Here is a 17,844-nt window from a genome sequence, read left to right on the forward strand (position 1 = left end):
TCCCGGAGGTGGTGGTCGGTCGGTACGGAGGGCCTGCGGGTTCGTCGGACGGTCCGGCTCAGAGCTTGACGGCTCCCTCGCCCACTCCCTTGAAGAAGAAGCGCTGGAGGGCGAAGAAGAGGAGCATCATCGGCAGGAGCGCGGCCATCGCGCCGGCGGCGATGAGCCGCTGGTCGTTGACGGTGGTGGCGCCGGCCAGGGTCTTCAGGCCGAGCTGGAGGGTGTAGTGGTCGCTGTCGGTGAGGACCAGCAGCGGCCACAGGAAGTCGTCCCAGGCGCCCATGAAGCTGGTGATGCAGACGACGGCCAGGGCTCCCTTGGCGGAGGGGACGAAGACCCGGGTGAAGCGGGTCCACTCGCCCGCTCCGTCCAGGACGGCGGCCTCCTCGACCTCCTTGGGCACGGCGAGGAAGGCCGCCCGCATGATCATGATGTTGAGCACGGAGACCGCGCCGGGCAGCCAGACGCCGATGAGGGTGTCGACCAGGCCCATCTCACGGACCGTGAGGAACATCGAGATCATCACGGACTCGAAGGGGAACATCAGAGTCGCGACGAGGACCGTGAAGACGACCTCGCGGCCCTTCCAGGCGGCGCGGGAGAGGGCGTAGCCGCCCATCGCGGCGAAGAGCATGTTCGAGGTGATGGCGAGGACCGCGACGACGAGGGTGTTGCCGACGTACTGGAGCAGCGGGAAGGACTCGGCGACGCGTACGTAGTTGTCGAGGGTGGGCTGTGTGGGCAGCACTCCGTCGTACACGTTCTCGGTGCGGCCGCGGATCGAGGTCAGGAACTGCCACACGATCGGGCCCAGCATGACCACCAGCATGAGCAGCAGGGTGCCGTACCGGGCGGCCAGGCCGAGCCGGCGGCGCGCGCGGCCGGGGGATGCCGTGCTCATCCCTCGTCTCCCTTCGTCAGGCGGCGGCCCAGCAGGCTGAAGACCAGCGTGAGGAGGAACAGCAGGATCGATATGGCGCTGGCGTAGCCGGTCTCGCCGGAGAAGCCGAGCCCCACCTGGCGGATGAGGAAGGGCAGGGTGCGGGCTCCGCCGCCGGGCCCGCCGCTCTCGCCGCCGAGGATGTAGATCTCGGTGAAGACGCGCAGGGCGGAGATGGCGGAGAGGGTTCCGACCAGCAGCATCATCGGCTTCACCTGGGGGACGGTGATGCTGAAGAACCGGCGGACGGGGCCGGCGCCGTCGATCGCGGCGGCCTCGTGGAGGGAGTCGGGGACGTTCCCGAGGGCGGCCAGGTAGAAGACCATGTAGTAGCCGAGGCCCTTCCACACGGTCACGATCATCGCGGAGACCAGCAGCATCGTGCTGTCCGTCAGGAACGGGACGGGCTCGGAGACCAGGCGGAGCCGCTGGAAGACGGTGTTGACGAGTCCGTCGCTGCGCAGGACCCACTGCCAGATCAGTCCGACGACCACGGCGGAGGCGATCACCGGCGTGTAGAAGGCGGAACGGAAGAAGCCGATGCCGGGGATCCTGGCCTGGACGAGGACCGCGAGGGCCAGCGGCAGGAGCACCAGGCAGGGGACGACGACCAGGAGGTAGAGGACGCTGTTGCCGGTCGCGACCCAGAAGTCGGGGTCGGCGAAGGCCCGCCGGTAGTTGTCGAGGCCGACGAACCCGCCGCCGCGCAGGATCCGGGCGTCGGTGAAGGAGAGGATGACGGTGTTGACGAACGGCCAGAGGCTGAACAGCAGCACCATCGCCAGACCGGGCGCGAGGAAGAGGTAGGGGGTCCACCAGGTGCGGTGGGGCAGGCCGGTGTCGGCCTCCATGGACCGCAGCGCCGCTCTGCGGCGGCGCTGGTCCGCCGCGGGCGGGCGGGTGCCGAGGGCCGTCACGTGCGGGCCGCGTCGGCGAGGAGCCTGTTCGCCGCTTCCTCGGCCTTCTTCACCGCCGTCCGGGCGTCCTGCTCACCCGTGATGGCCTTCTGTACCTCGCGTACGACGGCGTCCCCCACCTGGTTGGTCCACTGGACTGGGGTGTTGGCGTCGAGGGCGGCGGTCTTCAGCTGCTCGGCGCCGACCGCCCGGGCGAGGGTCTCGGCGTCCTTGCCGTCGCCCCGGTCGGCGAAGAACGGGTCGGCGAGACCCTGGGCGTTGGAGGGATAGATGGTGGCCTTCCTCGAGAACTCCACCTGGTTGGGTCCGTTGGTGACCCATTTCGCGAACTCGGCTGCCGCGTCGGGGTGCTTGGTGTCCTTCCGGATGCCGAGCGACTGGGCGTAGATGCCGATGTGGCCGAGCCGGCCGGTGACGGCTCCCGCGACCTGCGTCTTGGCGTAGACCTGAGGGGCGTTCTGCTTGATGTCCTTGACGAATCCCGGGGAGCCCGGGCCGAAGACGAGTTTGCCGCCGCCGTAGAGCTGGTTGATGTCGTCCGACTTGAGCAGGGACTCCTTGGGCATCGCGCCCTTGGCGTACAGGTCCTTCATACGTTCCACCCATTCGACGGCCTTGTCGGTGTCGAAGGTGAACCGGTCCTTCTGGGGGCTGAGGAGGGGCACGCCCATCTTCTGCCAGTCGCCGGGCAGCCGCCCCTTGGGGTCGGCCATGAAGGCCGAGTACTGGCCGCCGGACCGGGCGGCGATCTGTTCGGCGTAGTCGAAGAACTGCTCCACGCTGGTGGGCGGTGCGGCCGGGTCCAGCCCGGACCTCTCGAAGAGCTCCCTGTTGTAGGTGAGGATCTCCGGGGTCACGTACCAGGGGTAGGCGTAGACGCTGTCGCCCCTTCCGGGCAGTTTGAACTGCTCCCAGGCGCCCGGCACGTACTCCTTGGCCGAGTCCCCGTCGAGTTTCGCGACGTCGGCGAGCATGCCCCGGTCGCCGAGGAGCTGGAAGGAGTCGGTGGAGAGGTTGACCACGTCCGGGAGGGCGCCGGCCTGCGCGTCCGCGACGAGCTTCTCGTTGTAGCCGTCGCCCGGCACGTCCTCCCACTTGACCTCCACTTCGGGGTGCTCCTTTTCGAAGGCGTCGATGACGGCCTGTACGTAGCCGGTGAAGGTGGGCTTCAACTGGAGGGTCCGGAAGGTGATCTCACCGGCCACCCTGCCCGTTCTCTCCGCCTCCTCGGCATCCCCGGTGCCGGCGCCGCCGAGACCGCACGCGGTGGCCGAGAGGAGGGCGCCTGCCACCAGTGCGGCAACAGCCGTACGGGTCGGGTTCGAACGGGTCATCGTCGCCGCCTTCGCAGAAGTCCGGCCTCGTCGCCGGAGGCGGTGCCCACGGTCGCGGGAAAGCAAGACCTCGTCAATGAGGCCGAGTTGACGCTGGCCGATGACGACGGGTACCGAATCCCGGGGCGGGACGGAGCGGGGCCGGAAGGGCTGCGACCCCACACTCCCGAGCTGGACTAATGCGCTTTAGTACAAAGATCGGAGATCCCGGTATCGATTCGATAACGAAGCGCCGCGCATGGCAATGTTGACTCTTTGTCGCTGCTTTCCCCCGGGCTCGCACTAATGCGCTTTACTTCCACCCGCGACCCCCAATACCGCGCTGTTGTGCGTCGCATGGCTGCGGCGTGCGGGGGAGGACGGCGCCGCCGCCGAACTCGTCGAGGAGCTGCGGCCCTTCGCCTCCGAGGTCCGGTTCGCGCCGCCGCGGGGATCGCCGTCCCGCTCGCCGCCCTCCGCCGTGCCGCCTAGTCGGCGGTCGTCCTGGGGGCGCAGCGCATGCCGATGTAGCAGCAGGGGGTGCCGTCGACGAGGGCGGCGAAGACGACGGGCATCCAGTCCTCGCTGAAGGAGGGGCCGGCGCCGGCCGCGGCGAAGACCGTCGCGCTGAGCGGGACGAGGTCCATCTCCAGCGGCGGCGAGAAGTCCCGCATGCCGTCGGCGAACTCGTAGCGCAGCTGCGGGGTCCCGTCGGGGGCGACGCCGACCGTGATGACGACGCCCTCGCGCCGGTAGGTGCCGAGCAGCGGGGTCATGTCGACGGTCGGCGGGTGCGCGGGCGGTGCGAAGGGCGGCGGCAGGCGGACTTCGGCGAGGTCCGCGAGGAGTTCGCGGAACAGGTCGGCGTAGAGGCGGCGTGCGCCGCCGCCGTTGGTGAGCAGGACGACGACGACGTCGGCGCCGGGGATGACGCGCAGGTAGGCGTTCTGGCCAATGGAGGCGCCGTCGTGCCCGTAGCCGGGGACTCCGTTCCAGTCGTAGAGGGACCAGCCCAGCCCCCATCCGTCCGCGCTGACCGTCCACCGGTCGGGGACGTCGACCTCCCACCGCTGCATGGCCGCGACGGCGCGGGCGCCCAGGACCTGGGTGCCGTCGGCGGTGGCGCCGCCGTCGAGGTGCATCTTGGCCAGGCGCAGCACGTCGGCGGCGCTCGCCAGGACCCGGCCGTACGGTCCGGCCGAACGGGGCATCATGTCCCAGGCCGGCGCCGGTTCGGGCTCCGGGCCCTCGCCCGGGAGGTGGCCCATCGCCGTACGGAAGGCCAGCGCCTCCTCGGGCAGGGTCATGGTGTGGGTCAGGCCCAGGGGGGCGACGATCCGCTCCTTCAGGGCCTGGTCCCAGGTGCGTCCGGTGAGGACCTCGACGATGCGGCCGAGGACGTTGTAGCCGACGCTGCTGTAGGAGACGGCGGTGCCGGGCGGGCAGTCGAGCGCCACGTTCCGGGCGGCCCGCACGTACACGGCAAGGCAGTCGTCACCGCGCCCGCTGTCGTAGGTGAAGTCGCAGGTGAGACCGGCGGTGTGGCTGAGCAGCCGGCGTACGGTGATCTCCTTGTCCGCCCCGGGGGCGGCGGCCGGGGTGAACTCCGGGAGGATCTCTGCGACGGGCGTGTCCAGGTCCAGGCGGCCGCCGTCGACGAGCTGCATGACCAGCGTGGCGGTGTAGATCTTGGCCATCGAGCCGAGCTGGAACACCGAGTCGGTGGTGGCCTCCACGCCTGTTCCGCGGTGCAGCAGGCCGCTCGCCAGTTCGTGGATCCGTCCGTCGACGAACACCGCGAGGGTGGCGCCGGGAACGTGGTGGGCGGCGCGCAACGCGTCGAGGCGGCTCTGCCAGTAGGCAGGTGAGAACGTCACGTCGGATCCTTCGACTCGGTGGTCTCGTACGGATCACAGCGCGTGCGCAGGCGGTCGGCGATCCGCGTCCCCGTGATCGCCGCCACCGTAGGCAGGTCCCTCGGGCGTCCATAAGGACCTGCACGCGTCAGCGAGGGAACCCCCGGCGCCACCGGGGAACCGCGGCGGGCCGGGAGCGCGCGTTTCGCGCCGCGCGGGGACGTCCGGACGCCAAGCTGCGTGTCGCAAGGGGAAGTTCGCACGAGCCGCTGGTAGCGTCACCCGCCCTATGCAGCCTCACCACGCCCACGGCACCATATCCGTGCACCTCGCGCGGTTCATCGTCGACGCCCTGCGCCGGTCGGGCGGGGACACGGGCAGGTTCGCCCGGTTCCACGACCTCGGCCCCGAGGTGCTGGGCAACGAACTGGCCCGGGTCTCGACCCCGTCGGCGCTGGCCGTGTGGGAGGAGCTGACGCTCACCGAGCCCGGAACGGCGGTCGGCGCCCTGCTCACCGACGAGGCGCCGATCGGCACGTTCGGGCTGTGGGACTACCTGGTCACCAGCGGGCCCAGCCTGCGCGAGTCCCTGAAGCAGGTGGTGGAGTACAACGCCGTCATCGGCGACCCGGCGCACGAGAAGCTCCTCGTCGAGGAGGACGGACGCAGCTTCACCATCCGCCACGCGACGGGCAGTTGGGGGCCGGACGTGGTGGAGGCGATCGACTGGTTCGCGCTGGCCATGTTCCTGACCCGGGCGCGGGCCGCCACCGGGCGGGCCCTCGCGCCGCTGCGCGTCTCCGTCACGCACCGGGCGCCCGGCGGATACCGCCGGCTGGCGGAGTTCTTCGGCACCGCCCGCATCGACTTCGGGGCGCCGTACAACTCGATCACCTTCCACGACGACGACGTACGCGTGCCGCTGCCCAAGGCGCAGCCGGGGCTGGACCGCCTCCTGGCGCAGCAGGCCCGGCTGACCCTGGCGGCCGCCCAGCCGGTCATGCTCTGGCAGGACAGCTTCCGGATGGTTCTCGCCGGCGCCTTCCGGGAGGACGCCGTGAACCTGGAGCACGTGGCGGGACGGCTGGCGATGAGCCCGCGCACGCTGCAACGGCGGCTGCGGGAGCTCGGCACGACCTGGCGCGAGGAGGTCGAATCCGTGCGCCAGGAGCGGACGATGGAGTTGCTGCGCAGCACCGATCTGCCGCTGCAGGTGATCGCGGCCCGGGTCGGGTACAGCGACATGCGCGCGCTGCGCCGGGCGGTGCGGCGCTGGGACGGGCGGGCGCCCCGCGACATCCGCAACGCGGCCGTGCCCGCGGCGCCCGCCGCCCCCGGCGGCTGACGCGCCTACTTCATCGGGTACTTGGTCTTCTCCGCGAGCTTGCCGTCCTTGAAGCAGAAGCGGAGCACCGTCTCCTTGCCCATATCGGCGTCGCCGGTGGAGATGTACCAGGCGCAGGTGCTGCCGTCGGGCTCGACCGGTCCGCCCTCCTTGAGGGCGCTCTTGACGAAGCTCTCGCCCGACGGGAGCTTCGCGCGGACGTCGCTCTCCGCGTCGCCGGTCTTCACGCCCTCGTAGACCGCGGGGTCGACCATGCTCCTGTCGGCCACGTCGACGAGCTTGCCCATGCCGAAGACCACCGCGGCGACGACACCGATGCCCAGCACCAGCGCCACGCCGCAGCCGATCAGACAACCCTTGCGCTGAGCCACGCCCGTTCCTCCAAGTCGCTTCGCGTCCGGCGGCGATCGCCTGGACGCTCACACCCTCGCAAGGGACGCGGTCCGCGGGCTGTCCTCGAAAGTCGTCACCCGCCGCAACGATCGTCGTTCGAGGTAGGCCCGGCGTTGCGTGTATACAGGGAGAAGATCGACCTTCCGGGCGGAACGAGAGGAACCCACCGTGAACGAGCCCACCATCGAGCCTCTGATCGTCGTCGGCGTGGACGGTTCCCACCATTCCAAGGAGGCCGTGCGCTGGGCCGTGGAGCAGGCCCGGCTGGTCGGCGGCCGGGTGCACGCGGTCATGGCCTGGGAGTGGAACCGCAATCCCTTCGCCATCGGCATGGCGGAGGCCCAGTTCGCCGAAGAGGAGGCGGAGACGGCCGAGGAGACGGCCCGCCGGAAACTGGCGGACACGGTCACCGCGGCCGTCGGCGCCTCCCCCGGCGTACCGGTCTTCCGCCGCGTCGAGCAGGGCTCGCCGGCGCAGGTCCTGGTCGACGCCTCGAAGGAGGCGGACCTGACGGTGGTCGGGACCCGCGGGTACGGCGGTTTCAAGGGCGCGTTGCTGGGATCGGTGAGCCAGCAGGTCGTGCAGTACTCCGCCGGCACGGTGGTGGTCGTCCGCGAGAGCGAGGACGACGGCGAGGCCTGACCGCCCCCGGGCCGGGACTCGGGGCCGACGGACTCAGGCCACCGGTTCCGTCAGGTCCCGCGGGTCCGTGTTGGCCCCGCACAGGATGACGGCGACCCGCTCCCCCAGCGGCTCCGGAGCTTCGCGCAGGGCCGCCAGGGCGGTGGCCGCGCCGGCCTCGACCACGATCCGGTGCTCCTCCCAGACGGCGCGCCGGGCCGCGGTGATCGCCTCGTCGGGGACCAGGACGGACGTCACGTTCTTCTCCTGCGCGGCCGCCAGCGCGTCGGCCGAGACGCGGGTGGCTCCCAGGGAGTCGGCCGCCACGGAGTCCACGGCGACGTCGACGGGCCGGCCCGCCTCCAGGGCCGCGTTCAGGGACCGGCAGTTCTCCGGTTCGGCCGCGACGACGTGTACGCCGTGTTCGCGCGCGGCGGTGGCCACCCCCGCGAACAGTCCGCCGCCGCCCACCGCGACGACCACGGTGTCCAGCCCGGGCAGGGCGCCGCGGATCTCGTCGAGCAGGGTCCCGGCGCCGGCCGCGATGAGCGGATGGTCGTACGCGTGGCTGCTCAGCGCCCCGCTCTCGGCGGCGAACTCCTGACAGGCGGCGAGCGCTTCGGCGTACCGGTCGCCGACGAGCCGGACGTCGGCCCCGTAGCCGCGCAGCCGTTCCACCTTCACGCGCGGGGCGTTGGCGGGCAGGAAGACCGTCGCGGGCACGGTCAGGGCGCTGGCCGCCCAGGCACAGGCCAGGCCGGCGTTGCCGCCGGAGGCGATGGTGACGCCGGCGGCCGGGAGGGTGCCGGCGTCGTGGTGGGCGGCGAGGAAGTTGCGGGCGCCGCGCGCCTTGAAGCTGCCGGTGTGCTGGAGGTACTCCAGCGCGTACCAGACGCCGTCGGCCGCGGGCGCGACCGTGACGGGCCGTACCCCGCCGTCGATCCGCGCGGCGGCGGCGCGCACGGCGGCGTAGTCGAGCTGCTGCGGACGTTCCATGGTCGGTCTCCCCATCAGGTGGCGGGCCGGACGGCCTCGATCAGCTGGCGCAGGGCGCCGTAGTACACCTCGTGGTCCGTCAGGGCGGGCAGTACGTCGGGCAGTCCGCCGGAGAGCACGGGGAACTCCTCGGGATCGAGCGCGGCCAGGGCGGCGCGCGAGGCGGAGGTGACCGCGGCCGGATCCCGGTGGTCCACGAAGGCCGCGCTGCCCAGGGTGAGCAGGTACATGCGGCGGTATGCGGTGATCGCCTCGGTGACGGTCATGCCGGCGGCGACGCTGTCGGCGAGGGCCGGCTCGACCAGCCGGGCCAGCAGCTGCCGGCCGAGCCAGGGCCGGCCGCCGCGCAGCACGAGCAGTCCGGGGTGGGCGGTGAGCAGCAGGTACAGCGCGCGGAACCGCTGCTCGGTGGCCTGCGCCCAGTCGGTGCCGGCGGGGATCTCGGGGAGCTGGGCGGCCAGGTGCTCGGTGCACAGGTCGAGCAGTCCGGCGAGGTCCGTGCAGCGGCGCTGGACGGTGGCGTGGGAGACGTCGAGGCGGTCGGCGAGGGTGCGGAAGCTGAGGCGCTGCGGCCCCTCCTCGTCGAGGATCCGCAGGGCGGCCACGGCGATGGCCTCGCGTGTCGCACGGTCCAGGGCGTCGGATCTCCTCGGCATAGATACAACGTATCATACGTTGTATCGTCTCTTTCGTGTGACATCAATTGCAGCCATATTGCTGGTCATCAGCCGACAAACAGCGACTTGCGTTGACACTGAGTAGTCGCCTCGGTGCACTGGGCCCACGACTGCCCCCACGTCAAGGAGACCCAGTGCCGCCTCGCCTGCGCGCAACGCTCCCCTGTCTGACCGCGGCCGCCCTGTTCGCCCTCGCGCTCTCCCCCGCCCCGGTGGCGGCGGAGCCCCGGGCGACCTCGGACACCCCGCTCGCGCTCACCCCTCCCATGGGCTGGAACAACTGGGCGCACTACATGTGCGACATCGACGAGGCCAAGGTGGTCGCCAACGCCGACGCGCTCGTCTCGACGGGGCTCGCGGCCAAGGGCTACGACACGGTGACCGTCGACGACTGCTGGATGACCAAGAGCCGCGACGCGCAGGGGAACCTGGTGGTCGACACCGCCAGGTTCCCGCACGGCATGGCCTGGCTCGGCGAGTACCTGCACGCCAAGGGCCTGAAGTTCGGCATCTACCAGGACGCCGGCTCCCTCACCTGCGAGAAGTACCCGGGGAGCGGGGCCCCCCAGGGCGGCGGGGCCGACCACTACGCCCGGGACGCACGGCAGTTCGCCTCCTGGAAGGTGGACTACGTCAAGATGGACGGCTGCAACCTGTGGGTGCCGGAGGGCCGCACGAAGGAGCAGGCCTACCGGGACGCCTACAACGCCGTCGCGAAAGCCCTGCGCGAGAGCGGCCGGGACATGGTCCTGTCCGCCTCCGCGCCCGCCTACTTCCAGCAGGGCGAGTGGGGCGGCTCCGACTGGCACCGGGTGCTCGGCTGGGTCGGCGAGACCGGCCAGCTGTGGCGCGAGGGCAAGGACATCAAGGTCTACAACCCGGCCGCGCCCGCCACCTCCCGGTGGAGTTCGGTCCTGGGCAATTACGGATACAACCGCTGGCTCGGCCGCTATGCCGGCCCCGGCAACTGGAACGACCCCGACTTCCTGCTCGCGGGCGCCCCCGGCCTCACGGCCGCCGAGAGCCGCAGCCAGGTCGCCCTCTGGGCCATGATGGCGGCCCCCTTCATCCTGTCCTCCGAGGTCTCGAAGCTGACCCCGGCGGGGCTCGCCGCCCTCGGCAACACCCGGATGATCGCGCTGGACCAGGACCCGATGGGCCGTCAGGGCTCCGTGGTCTCCTCCAACGCCACCTTCGAGATCCTGGTCCGTCCCCTCGCGAACGGCGACCGGGCGGTGGCCGTGCTCAACCGCTCGGCGAACACCCGTGACATCCGGGTCCCGCTCGACGAGATCGGCCTGACCGAGTGCACGGCCGACGCCCAGGACCTGTGGAGCGGTGCGCGCTCCGAGGTCTCCGACGCGCTGACCGGCAAGCTGGCCGGCCACGACACCGCCGTGTGGCGGCTCAGCCCGCGCGGCTGCGCCGAGGCCGTGCCGACCGGGCAGATCGTCGGTGACGGCGCCCGCTGCGCGGACGGGGCGAACACCAGCGGTGTCGGCGCGGTCGTGATGGCGGCCTGCACCGGAGCCCCCGACCAGCGGTGGTTCCTGGACGACGACGCCCGCCTGCGGCTCGCCGGCGAATGCCTGTCGGCGGGCGAGAACGGCTCCGTGGAGCTGGCCGACTGCGCGCCGCGGGGCAGCGGGCAGCCCGGCCAGAGCTGGTCCCACCGCCGGGACGGAGCCCTGGTCGAGGAGGTCAGCGGCCTGTGCCTGACCGCGCCCGCCGCGGCCGCCACGCCCGACGCCCCCGCCGAGCGGCTGCGGCTGACCCCCTGCGGCGACCACCGGGTCGACCAGGCCTGGTCCCTGCCGGTCTGAGGCCCGGGCGAAGGCATGAGCAACGCGAACCCGAAACCGCAGCCGGACCCGATGCCACGACGCGGACGCCGGCTGCCCGCCACCCGCCCGGTCGCCCTCGCCGCGCTCCCCGCGGCGCTGCTGGCCGTGATCTGCGCGGGGGTGCCCGCACGTGCCGACGTACGGGCGGACCCGCGGCCCGCGGTACGGGCCGGTGCGCCCGCGCAGGCGCGGCGGGCCGCGACCTTCGACACCGCCCCCGCCCGGGCCGCCCTGCAGCGGCTGCTCCCGCGGCACGCACGGCAGTTCACCCTGGTGCCCGACCCGGCCGCCGGACCCGACACCTTCACCGTGTCCGGGACCGCCGGGGCGATCACCGTGCGCGGCAGCACCGGAGCCACCCTGCTCACGGGCGTCGGCTGGTACCTCCAGCACGTCGCCGGGGCCGACATCGGCTGGCCCGGCGAGAGCATCGGCATGCTGCCCGCCCGGCTGCCGGCCGTACCGTCAGCGGTCACCCGCGCCGCACAGGTCCCGCACCGGTACGCCCTCAACGACACCGACGACGGGTACTCGGGCCCGTACCGCACCTTCGAAGAGCACCAGCGGCAGATCGACCTGCTCGCCCTGCACGGCATCAACGAGGTGTTCGTGCAGGCCGGGGCGGAGTACCCGTACTACCGGGCGCTCCAGGGGTTCGGGTACTCCGCCGAGGAGCTGCGCCAGTGGGTCCCCGGCCCCGGCCACCAGAGCTGGTGGCTGCTGCAGAACCTGAGCGGCTTCGGCGGCCCCGTCTCCGAGCGGCTGATGCGCGAACGCGCGGAGCTCGGCGGCCGGATCGCGGAGCAGTTGCGCGGGCTCGGCATGACGCCGGTGCTGCCCGGCTACTTCGGCACCGTGCCGCCCGGCTTCGCCGCCCGCAACGCCGGGGCGGCCACGGTCGCGCAGGGCGACTGGGCGGGCTTCGACCGCCCGGACTGGCTGGATCCCTCCTCGCCGGTCTTCGCGAAGCTGGCCGCCGCCTACTACGCGCAACAGCGCGCGGTGTTCGGGGACAGCGCGATGTACCGGATGAGCCCGCTGCACGAGGGCGGCCAGACCGGCTCCGTCGACGTCGGCGCGGCGGCGGGCGCCATCCAGGACGCCCTGCACGCAGCCCACCCCGGTGCGCTGTGGGCCGTACTGGGCTGGCAGGACGATCCGACCGCGGAGCTGCTGGCCGGGGTGGACACCTCGAAGCTGCTGATCCTGGACGGGCTGTCCGACCGCTACAACCGGCTGGACCGCGAGCAGCGCTGGGGCGGCGCCCCGTATGCGATGGGCACCATCTACAACTTCGGCGGACACACCACGATCGGCGCCAACACCTCGGTGTGGCTGGAGCGCTTCGGTCCCTGGCGCGCCAAGAGCAACAGCGCGCTGACGGGCATCGCCTACCTGCCGGAGGCCACCGGGACCAACCCGGCGGCCTTCGACCTCTTCACCGACCTCGCCTGGGATCCCGGGCCGGTCGACCAGCGCGCGTGGTTCGCCGGTTTCGCGGCCCGCCGCTACGGCCGGCCCGACGCCGAGGCCGCCGCCGCCTGGGAGGAGCTCCGCAAGGGCCCGTACAGCACCTCCTCGGGGCTGTGGTCGGAGTCGCAGGACAGCCTGTTCAGCGCCCGGCCGAGCCTGTCCTCGACGGGGGCGGCGTACTGGAGCCCCAAGTCGATGCGCTATCCCGCCGGTTCGGTGCGCCGGGCGCTGGACCACCTCCTGAGGGTGGATCCGGCGCTGCGCGGATCCAGCGCCTACCGCTTCGACCTCGTGGACACCGCCCGGCAGGCCCTCGCCAACCACTCGCGGGTACTGCTGCCGAAGATCAAGGCGGCCTACGAGGCCGAGGACCTGACCCGCTTCCGCGTGCTGACGGCCGAATGGCAGGATGGGATGCGGCTGTTGGACCAGGTGACCGGATCCGACCCGAACCTCCTCCTCGGGACGTGGCTCTCCCGGGCCCGCTCCTGGGGCGCCGACCGGGCCGAGCAGGACCGGTACGAGTACGACGCCCGCTCCCTGCTGAGCGTGTGGGGCCGGCGCAGCACCAGCGAGGGCGGGTTCCTGCACGACTACGCGAACCGCGAATGGAGCGGCCTGATCTCGGAATTGTACGCCCCGCGCTGGGCGGCCTACTTCGCGACGCTGGACGAGGCACTGGTCGCCAAGGCCGCACCGCGGGAGATCGACTGGCACGCCTTCGAGGAGGAGTGGGCCGGGCGGACCACCCGGCACCCGGACCGGCCGAACGGGGACCCGTACCGGCTGGCCGTCGCCGTCGCGGCGGCCCTCCCCCCGGCGGCGGCCACCGGCTGACCAGGACGCGGCCTACACCAGCTGCAGCGGCTGCGACCGCCCGATGCCCGGATGATCACCCGCCAGGAGGAAAGTCGGCGCTCGTGCGGGGGAGATCGCGGGCTGCGGTTCGCCGCGCGGGGACGGCACTCGATTGACTGGCCCGGAGAAGACCAGGGGCGGCCGCCGGAGCGATCCGGTGGCCGCCCCTTCCGATGCCACGAAGCGCGACGCGAGCAGGAGTGCACCCGAGCATGTCCCAGACCGAACACGACCAGTCCGCCTACCGGCGGGAACAGCAACAGCAGCAGGAGCGGCCCGCGGGCGCCGGCTCCGCCGCCGCGTCCCTGGAACTGCTGACGCTGCTCGCCGCAGGGGTGGCCGACCTGGCCCTCGACCAGCTGCGGCAGACCGCCGACCGCGCGCAGGACGCGCTGCGCCGCGCCGACCTGCGCGAACTGCTCACCGACGGGGTGGTGGAGCTGCGCAAGCGCGGCGAACTGGCCACCCGCAGGGCGGGCATGGGCGACGAGAACTACCTGGAGACCATGGCCCGGCGCGCCGCGGAGCGGACCACCTCCGAGGGCCGCCCCTGTGCATGACCACACCGGCTTCAAGGAGCGCATCGACGAGGTGCTCGTCCGGCTGGCCGACGACGAGGAGCGGGCCCTGCTCGGGCTGCACGCCGAACTCACGCCGCTTTCGGAGCAGTTACGCCGTTCACTGGCGCAGGGCAAGCGCATCCGGGCCGCGTTCCTGTACTGGGGGTGGCGGGCGGCGGGCCAGCCGGACTGCGAAGGGGTGATCCGGGCCGCGGCCGCCATGGAGCTCGTCCACGCGGCCGCCTGCACCCACGACGACATCATCGACGACAGCCGGATGCGGCACGGGCAGCTCACCGCGCACGCCGCCTTCGCCGCCAACGGGCAGCGCTCCACCGCCCTCGCGATGATCCTCGGCGACCTGCTGATGGGGTACGCCGGGCACGTCTTCACCTCCTGCGGGCTGCCCGGCGCGTACCTGGCCCGGACCGTCCCCCTCTGGTCCACGCTGCTCCGCGAGACGATGGCGGGCGAGTTCCTGGAGGTGCTGCGCACCGAGGCGAGAGCGGACCGGGAACCGCTGGTGGCGGAGTCCCTGGAGGTCGCCCGCTTCAAGACGGCCAAGTACACGGTGGAGCGGCCCCTGCACCTCGGCGCCACCCTCGGCGGCGGCTCCGGCGCCCTGCTGGACGCCTTCTCGGGCTACGGCCTCCCGCTCGGCGAGGCCTTCCAGCTGCGCGACGACCTGCTGGGGACGTTCGGCGACCCGGCACGGACCGGCAAGTCGAACCTGGACGACCTGCGGGACGCCAAACCCACGGCCCTGCTCGCCCTGACCGTGGCGGCGGCCGGACCCGACGACCGCCGGCTGCTCGCGAAGCTGGTCGGCAACCCCGAGCTGTGCGAGGAAGAGGCCTCGTCGGTGCGCGAGCTGATGGAGCGGTGCGGGGCCAGACAGCGGGTGGAGGACATGATCCGCGAGCGCATCGGCCGGGCCGAGGCCGCGCTGGACCTCGCCCCGATGCCTGCGGAGGCCCGGTCCGCGCTGAAGGGGCTGGCCGCGACCGCCGCCGACCGCTCCCTGTAGCCGATCGGCGAACAAGCCCCGCCTGCCGCCCCGCACCCGAAGAAGACGACAAGGACGACCGACGTGAACGCCAACGCAACCAAGACCGCCCCGGCGCGCCCCCGTTACGACCACGCCGCCCTCGACGCCCTGAGCACCCAGGGCGATCCGCTCGCCGACGAGACCGTCGCCGAGATGTTCCGCCGCGAGGAGGTCGGCGACCTCAACACCCTCATGCGGTTCTTCACCACCGCCGGCGACAAGCTCCCCGAGCAGCTCCCGAATTCCGCGCGCGCCTACTTCGAGGCGACCGCCATGCCCCCGAGCTGGGTGGACTGGGACGTGATGGAGCAGGCCAGGCTGTTCTTCATGGACAACGCGGCCCACATCAACACCGGCCTGTCCTTCGCGGCCATGCCCGCGACCTACGCCGTCCCCCGGCTCTCCCGGCTGCTGGCCTCGACGCACTCGATGGCGTACCCCTCGCGCCGGATGGCCAACACCGGGCAGTTCGTCACCTACCTCATGCAGACCAACTCCTTCGCGGAGGGCAGCAAGTTCATCCCCGCCGCACAGAAGGTGCGGCTGCTGCACGCGGCGGTCCGCCACCACCTGCGCCACGGCGGCCACTGGGACGTCGAGAAGGACGGGGTGCCCATCTGCCAGGAGGACATGATCGGGGGGCAGATCTGCTTCTCGCTGCTGGTCCTCGACGCCATGCACCGGCTCGGCATCCACATGAGCGAGGACGGCGCCGAGGCCTACTTCTACGCCTGGCGGGTCGTGGGCGCCATGCTCGGCTGCGACATGTCGACGGTGCCGGAGACCCTCACCGAGGCCCGCGACTACTGCGACCTCTACCTCCTGCGCAACCTCGGCCCGTCGCCCGAGGGGGTCCGCCTCAACGCCCAGCTGATGCGCATGTACGAGGACGTGGTCCCGGGCACCTTCTTCGACCCGATGGTCCCCGCCACCGTCCGGTTCCTCGTCGGCGACACCATCGGCGACTGGCTGGAGATCCCGCGCACCGCCTGGGACACGGCGGCCAAGGCGGTGCCGGTGTTCCTCGGGCTGCTGGAGACCATCGAGGACAGCAGCCCGTACGCGGAGTGGGCGCTCGACAAGGCCGGCTCGCTGCTCTCCGGCTTCGAGCTGGCCTCCCTGACCCGGGGCCGGGTCATGCACCACGCCATCCCCGCGGAGCTGAAGGGCGACTACGGGGTGAAGGCGCCGCGCACCGGGCGCTGGGTGCCGCCGGCGCCCGTGCACTGACGTCCCTCCGCTCCCCCGTGGCGACGACGCGCCGCGCCGGGGCCCGGGGCAGACTGGCGGTGTGAGGGCAGACCGAGGCGGTTCCGGGAGGCCGCGGCGAGCGGTGGGCACCGCCTGCGGCGTCGTCGCCGCGTTCGCCGGCCTCGCGGTGGCGGAGCTGGTCGCGGCGGCGGTCCGGCCCGAGGCCTCCCCGGTGACCGCAGTCGGCGGGGCCGCCGTCGACCTGACGCCCACGGCAGTCAGGGAGTGGGCCATCGCCCTGTTCGGCACCGCCGACAAGGCGGTGCTGACGCTCGGCATCGTCGCCGTCCTCGCCGCGGTCGCGGCCGCGGCCGGGCTGCTCGCGGTACGCAGCCTGCCCGCCGGGATCGCGGTCGCGGGCGGTTTCGGGCTGCTGGGGGCTGCGGCCGCGCTCAGCCGGCCGGAAGCCGCCTGGCAGGACGCGCTGCCCTCGCTCGCCGGCGGACTGGCGGCGGCCGGTGTGCTGTGGCTGCTGGTCACCGCGGCCGCGCGGCCCCGGCCGGCGGGGGCCCCGACCGGCGGCGCCTGGGCGATGGACCGGCGCGGCTTCGGCCGGCTGGTCGTCGGCGTCTTGGCGGTGTCTTCCGCGGCCGGTCTCGCCGGGCGGCGCCTGGGCGCCCACGGCTCCGCCGGGGCGACCGCCTCCAGGGCCCGCCTCGTCCTCCCGCGGCCCGCCGTGCCCGCACCGCCGGTGCCGGCCGGCGCGGACCTGCGGGTGCCTGGCCTCGGCCCCTTCCTCACCCCCGCCCCGGACTTCTACCGGGTGGACACCGCGCTGGTCGTGCCCCGCGTGGACGCCGACACCTGGCGGCTGCGCATCCACGGCGAGGGGGTCTCGCGTCCCCTCACCCTCGACCTTCGGGAGCTGCTGGCCCGCCCCCTGGTCGAGCACGACATCACCCTCACCTGCGTGTCGAACGAGGTCGGGGGTCCGTACGCGGGCAACGCCCGATGGCTCGGCGTGCGCCTCGCGGACCTGCTCCGCGAAGCCGGGGTGCGGCCCCCCTCCCGCGGCGGCCCGGCCGACCAGCTCGTGGCCCGTTCCGTCGACGGAATGACACTGGGCACGCCCGTCGAGACGGTCATGGACGGCCGGGCGGCGCTGCTGGCCGTGGGGATGAACGGCGAGCCGCTGCCCTTCGCGCACGGCTTCCCCGTCCGGATGGTCGTACCGGGCCTGTACGGGTACGTCTCCGCCTGCAAATGGCTGAGCGAGCTGCGGCTGACCACCTTCGCCGCGTACGACGCGTACTGGGTGCGCAGGTCCTGGGCGCAGCAGGCCCCCGTGAAGACCCAGTCGAGGATCGACACCCCGCGCCCGTACGCGGCCCTGCGACCGGGCCGGGTGGCGGTGGCGGGGGTGGCCTGGGCGCAGCACCGGGGGATCCGGCGGGTCGAGGTACGGGTGGACGGCGGCCCCTGGCAGGAGGCGAGGCTCGGGGCGGCGGACGGCGTGGACACGTGGCGGCAGTGGGTGTGGCCGTGGGAGGCGACGGCCGGGCTGCACACGCTGGAGGTCCGGGCGACGGACGGGACGGGCGCCGTCCAGACCGGGGTCCGCGGCGGAACCGTGCCGGACGGGGCGACCGGATGGCACGCGGTGGACGTCCGCGTCCGGGCCCCGGGCTGATCCCCCGCTCCTGCGCCTGTCGGACCGGCCGGGAGGCGCCGGTCGGCCGCGTCACCCGTGGAACGGCTCCCGCATGCGACGGGTGGGGCCGCCGGTTAGCCTGCCGGGACGAGGCCTGCGAT

The 17,844-nt window shown here is 72.8% G+C and carries 15 protein-coding genes; 8 read left to right on the forward strand and 7 right to left on the reverse strand.

Annotated elements, in window-relative coordinates; translation table 11 throughout:
* Nucleotides 1–58 precede the first annotated feature (58 nt).
* From OHA91_RS06700 to OHA91_RS06715, 4 genes are all read right to left on the reverse strand, one after another.
* Nucleotides 59–901, reverse strand: coding sequence for a carbohydrate ABC transporter permease (locus OHA91_RS06700; protein WP_031146869.1), 843 nt, complete (start codon nucleotides 899–901; stop codon nucleotides 59–61).
* Nucleotides 898–1,791: a carbohydrate ABC transporter permease gene (locus OHA91_RS06705; protein ID WP_031146868.1), complete on the reverse strand. Its 894-nt coding sequence runs from the start codon at nucleotides 1,789–1,791 to the stop codon at nucleotides 898–900. Before OHA91_RS06705 ends, OHA91_RS06700 begins: the two co-directional genes overlap by 4 nt.
* Nucleotides 1,792–1,853: 62 nt before the next feature.
* Nucleotides 1,854–3,191 (reverse strand): ABC transporter substrate-binding protein, encoded by a 1,338-nt coding sequence (locus OHA91_RS06710; protein WP_328738819.1) that lies wholly within the window; start codon nucleotides 3,189–3,191, stop codon nucleotides 1,854–1,856.
* A 467-nt stretch (nucleotides 3,192–3,658) separates the two neighbouring features.
* On the reverse strand, nucleotides 3,659–5,047 hold the full coding sequence (locus tag OHA91_RS06715; RefSeq protein WP_328738820.1) for a serine hydrolase domain-containing protein: 1,389 nt from the start codon (nucleotides 5,045–5,047) through the stop codon (nucleotides 3,659–3,661).
* Nucleotides 5,048–5,315: 268 nt separating this feature from the next.
* On the opposite strand from OHA91_RS06715, the gene OHA91_RS06720 reads away from it, so the two are divergent.
* Nucleotides 5,316–6,371 carry an AraC family transcriptional regulator gene (locus tag OHA91_RS06720; protein WP_051892682.1) on the forward strand — a complete coding sequence of 352 codons (1,056 nt, stop codon included), beginning with the start codon at nucleotides 5,316–5,318 and terminating at the stop codon, nucleotides 6,369–6,371.
* 5 nt (nucleotides 6,372–6,376) lie between these two features.
* On the opposite strand, the gene OHA91_RS06725 is transcribed toward OHA91_RS06720, so the two are convergent.
* Nucleotides 6,377–6,742 (reverse strand): hypothetical protein, encoded by a 366-nt coding sequence (locus OHA91_RS06725; protein WP_031146861.1) that lies wholly within the window; start codon nucleotides 6,740–6,742, stop codon nucleotides 6,377–6,379.
* Between the two features lie 190 nt (nucleotides 6,743–6,932).
* On the opposite strand from OHA91_RS06725, the gene OHA91_RS06730 reads away from it, so the two are divergent.
* Nucleotides 6,933–7,406: a universal stress protein gene (locus OHA91_RS06730; protein ID WP_328738821.1), complete on the forward strand. Its 474-nt coding sequence runs from the start codon at nucleotides 6,933–6,935 to the stop codon at nucleotides 7,404–7,406.
* A gap of 33 nt (nucleotides 7,407–7,439) precedes the next feature.
* Here OHA91_RS06730 and OHA91_RS06735 read toward each other — a convergent pair whose 3' ends face one another.
* Complete coding sequence (locus OHA91_RS06735; protein WP_328738823.1) at nucleotides 7,440–8,381, reverse strand: serine/threonine dehydratase; 942 nt, start codon at nucleotides 8,379–8,381, stop codon at nucleotides 7,440–7,442.
* A 14-nt stretch (nucleotides 8,382–8,395) separates the two neighbouring features.
* A complete protein-coding gene (locus OHA91_RS06740) occupies nucleotides 8,396–9,037 on the reverse strand; it encodes a TetR/AcrR family transcriptional regulator (protein WP_266493884.1) in 642 nt (213 codons plus the stop codon).
* Between the two features lie 155 nt (nucleotides 9,038–9,192).
* Here OHA91_RS06740 and OHA91_RS06745 point away from each other — a divergent pair, with 155 nt between their 5' ends.
* The 6 genes from OHA91_RS06745 to OHA91_RS06770 all read left to right on the forward strand — a co-directional run bounded on the left by OHA91_RS06745 (nucleotide 9,193) and on the right by OHA91_RS06770 (nucleotide 17,722).
* Nucleotides 9,193–10,881: a ricin-type beta-trefoil lectin domain protein gene (locus OHA91_RS06745; protein ID WP_245240001.1), complete on the forward strand. Its 1,689-nt coding sequence runs from the start codon at nucleotides 9,193–9,195 to the stop codon at nucleotides 10,879–10,881.
* 15 nt (nucleotides 10,882–10,896) lie between these two features.
* Nucleotides 10,897–13,212, forward strand: coding sequence for an alpha-N-acetylglucosaminidase (locus tag OHA91_RS06750; RefSeq protein WP_328738824.1), 2,316 nt, complete (start codon nucleotides 10,897–10,899; stop codon nucleotides 13,210–13,212).
* Between the two features lie 233 nt (nucleotides 13,213–13,445).
* Nucleotides 13,446–13,793: a hypothetical protein gene (locus tag OHA91_RS06755; protein WP_266493877.1), complete on the forward strand. Its 348-nt coding sequence runs from the start codon at nucleotides 13,446–13,448 to the stop codon at nucleotides 13,791–13,793.
* The gene (locus OHA91_RS06760; RefSeq protein WP_031146845.1) at nucleotides 13,786–14,820 is read left to right on the forward strand and encodes a polyprenyl synthetase family protein; all 1,035 of its coding nucleotides are present in this window, start codon (nucleotides 13,786–13,788) and stop codon (nucleotides 14,818–14,820) included. The genes OHA91_RS06755 and OHA91_RS06760 overlap by 8 nt, the downstream gene beginning before the upstream one ends.
* Nucleotides 14,821–14,883: 63 nt before the next feature.
* Nucleotides 14,884–16,071, forward strand: a complete 1,188-nt coding sequence (locus tag OHA91_RS06765) for an oxygenase MpaB family protein (protein ID WP_328738825.1) — start codon at nucleotides 14,884–14,886, stop codon at nucleotides 16,069–16,071.
* Nucleotides 16,072–16,132: 61 nt separating this feature from the next.
* Nucleotides 16,133–17,722 carry a molybdopterin-dependent oxidoreductase gene (locus OHA91_RS06770; protein WP_328738826.1) on the forward strand — a complete coding sequence of 530 codons (1,590 nt, stop codon included), beginning with the start codon at nucleotides 16,133–16,135 and terminating at the stop codon, nucleotides 17,720–17,722.
* Nucleotides 17,723–17,844 lie beyond the last annotated feature (122 nt).

Origin of the sequence: Streptomyces erythrochromogenes (assembly GCF_036170895.1) — a bacterium.
GTDB classification, from domain to species: Bacteria; Actinomycetota; Actinomycetes; order Streptomycetales; family Streptomycetaceae; genus Streptomyces; species Streptomyces erythrochromogenes.

Excerpts from the sequence above, each read along its gene's own strand:
- OHA91_RS06700 (WP_031146869.1), bottom strand. The coding sequence starts at position 901 with ATGAGCACGGCATCCCCCGGCCGCGCGCGCCGCCGGCTCGGCCTGGCC.
- OHA91_RS06705 (WP_031146868.1), bottom strand. The coding sequence starts at position 1,791 with ATGGAGGCCGACACCGGCCTGCCCCACCGCACCTGGTGGACCCCCTAC.
- OHA91_RS06710 (WP_328738819.1), bottom strand. The coding sequence starts at position 3,191 with ATGACCCGTTCGAACCCGACCCGTACGGCTGTTGCCGCACTGGTGGCA.
- OHA91_RS06720 (WP_051892682.1), top strand. The coding sequence starts at position 5,316 with ATGCAGCCTCACCACGCCCACGGCACCATATCCGTGCACCTCGCGCGG.
- OHA91_RS06735 (WP_328738823.1), bottom strand. The coding sequence starts at position 8,381 with ATGGAACGTCCGCAGCAGCTCGACTACGCCGCCGTGCGCGCCGCCGCC.
- OHA91_RS06740 (WP_266493884.1), bottom strand. The coding sequence starts at position 9,037 with ATGCCGAGGAGATCCGACGCCCTGGACCGTGCGACACGCGAGGCCATC.
- OHA91_RS06750 (WP_328738824.1), top strand. The coding sequence starts at position 10,897 with ATGAGCAACGCGAACCCGAAACCGCAGCCGGACCCGATGCCACGACGC.
- OHA91_RS06755 (WP_266493877.1), top strand. The coding sequence starts at position 13,446 with ATGTCCCAGACCGAACACGACCAGTCCGCCTACCGGCGGGAACAGCAA.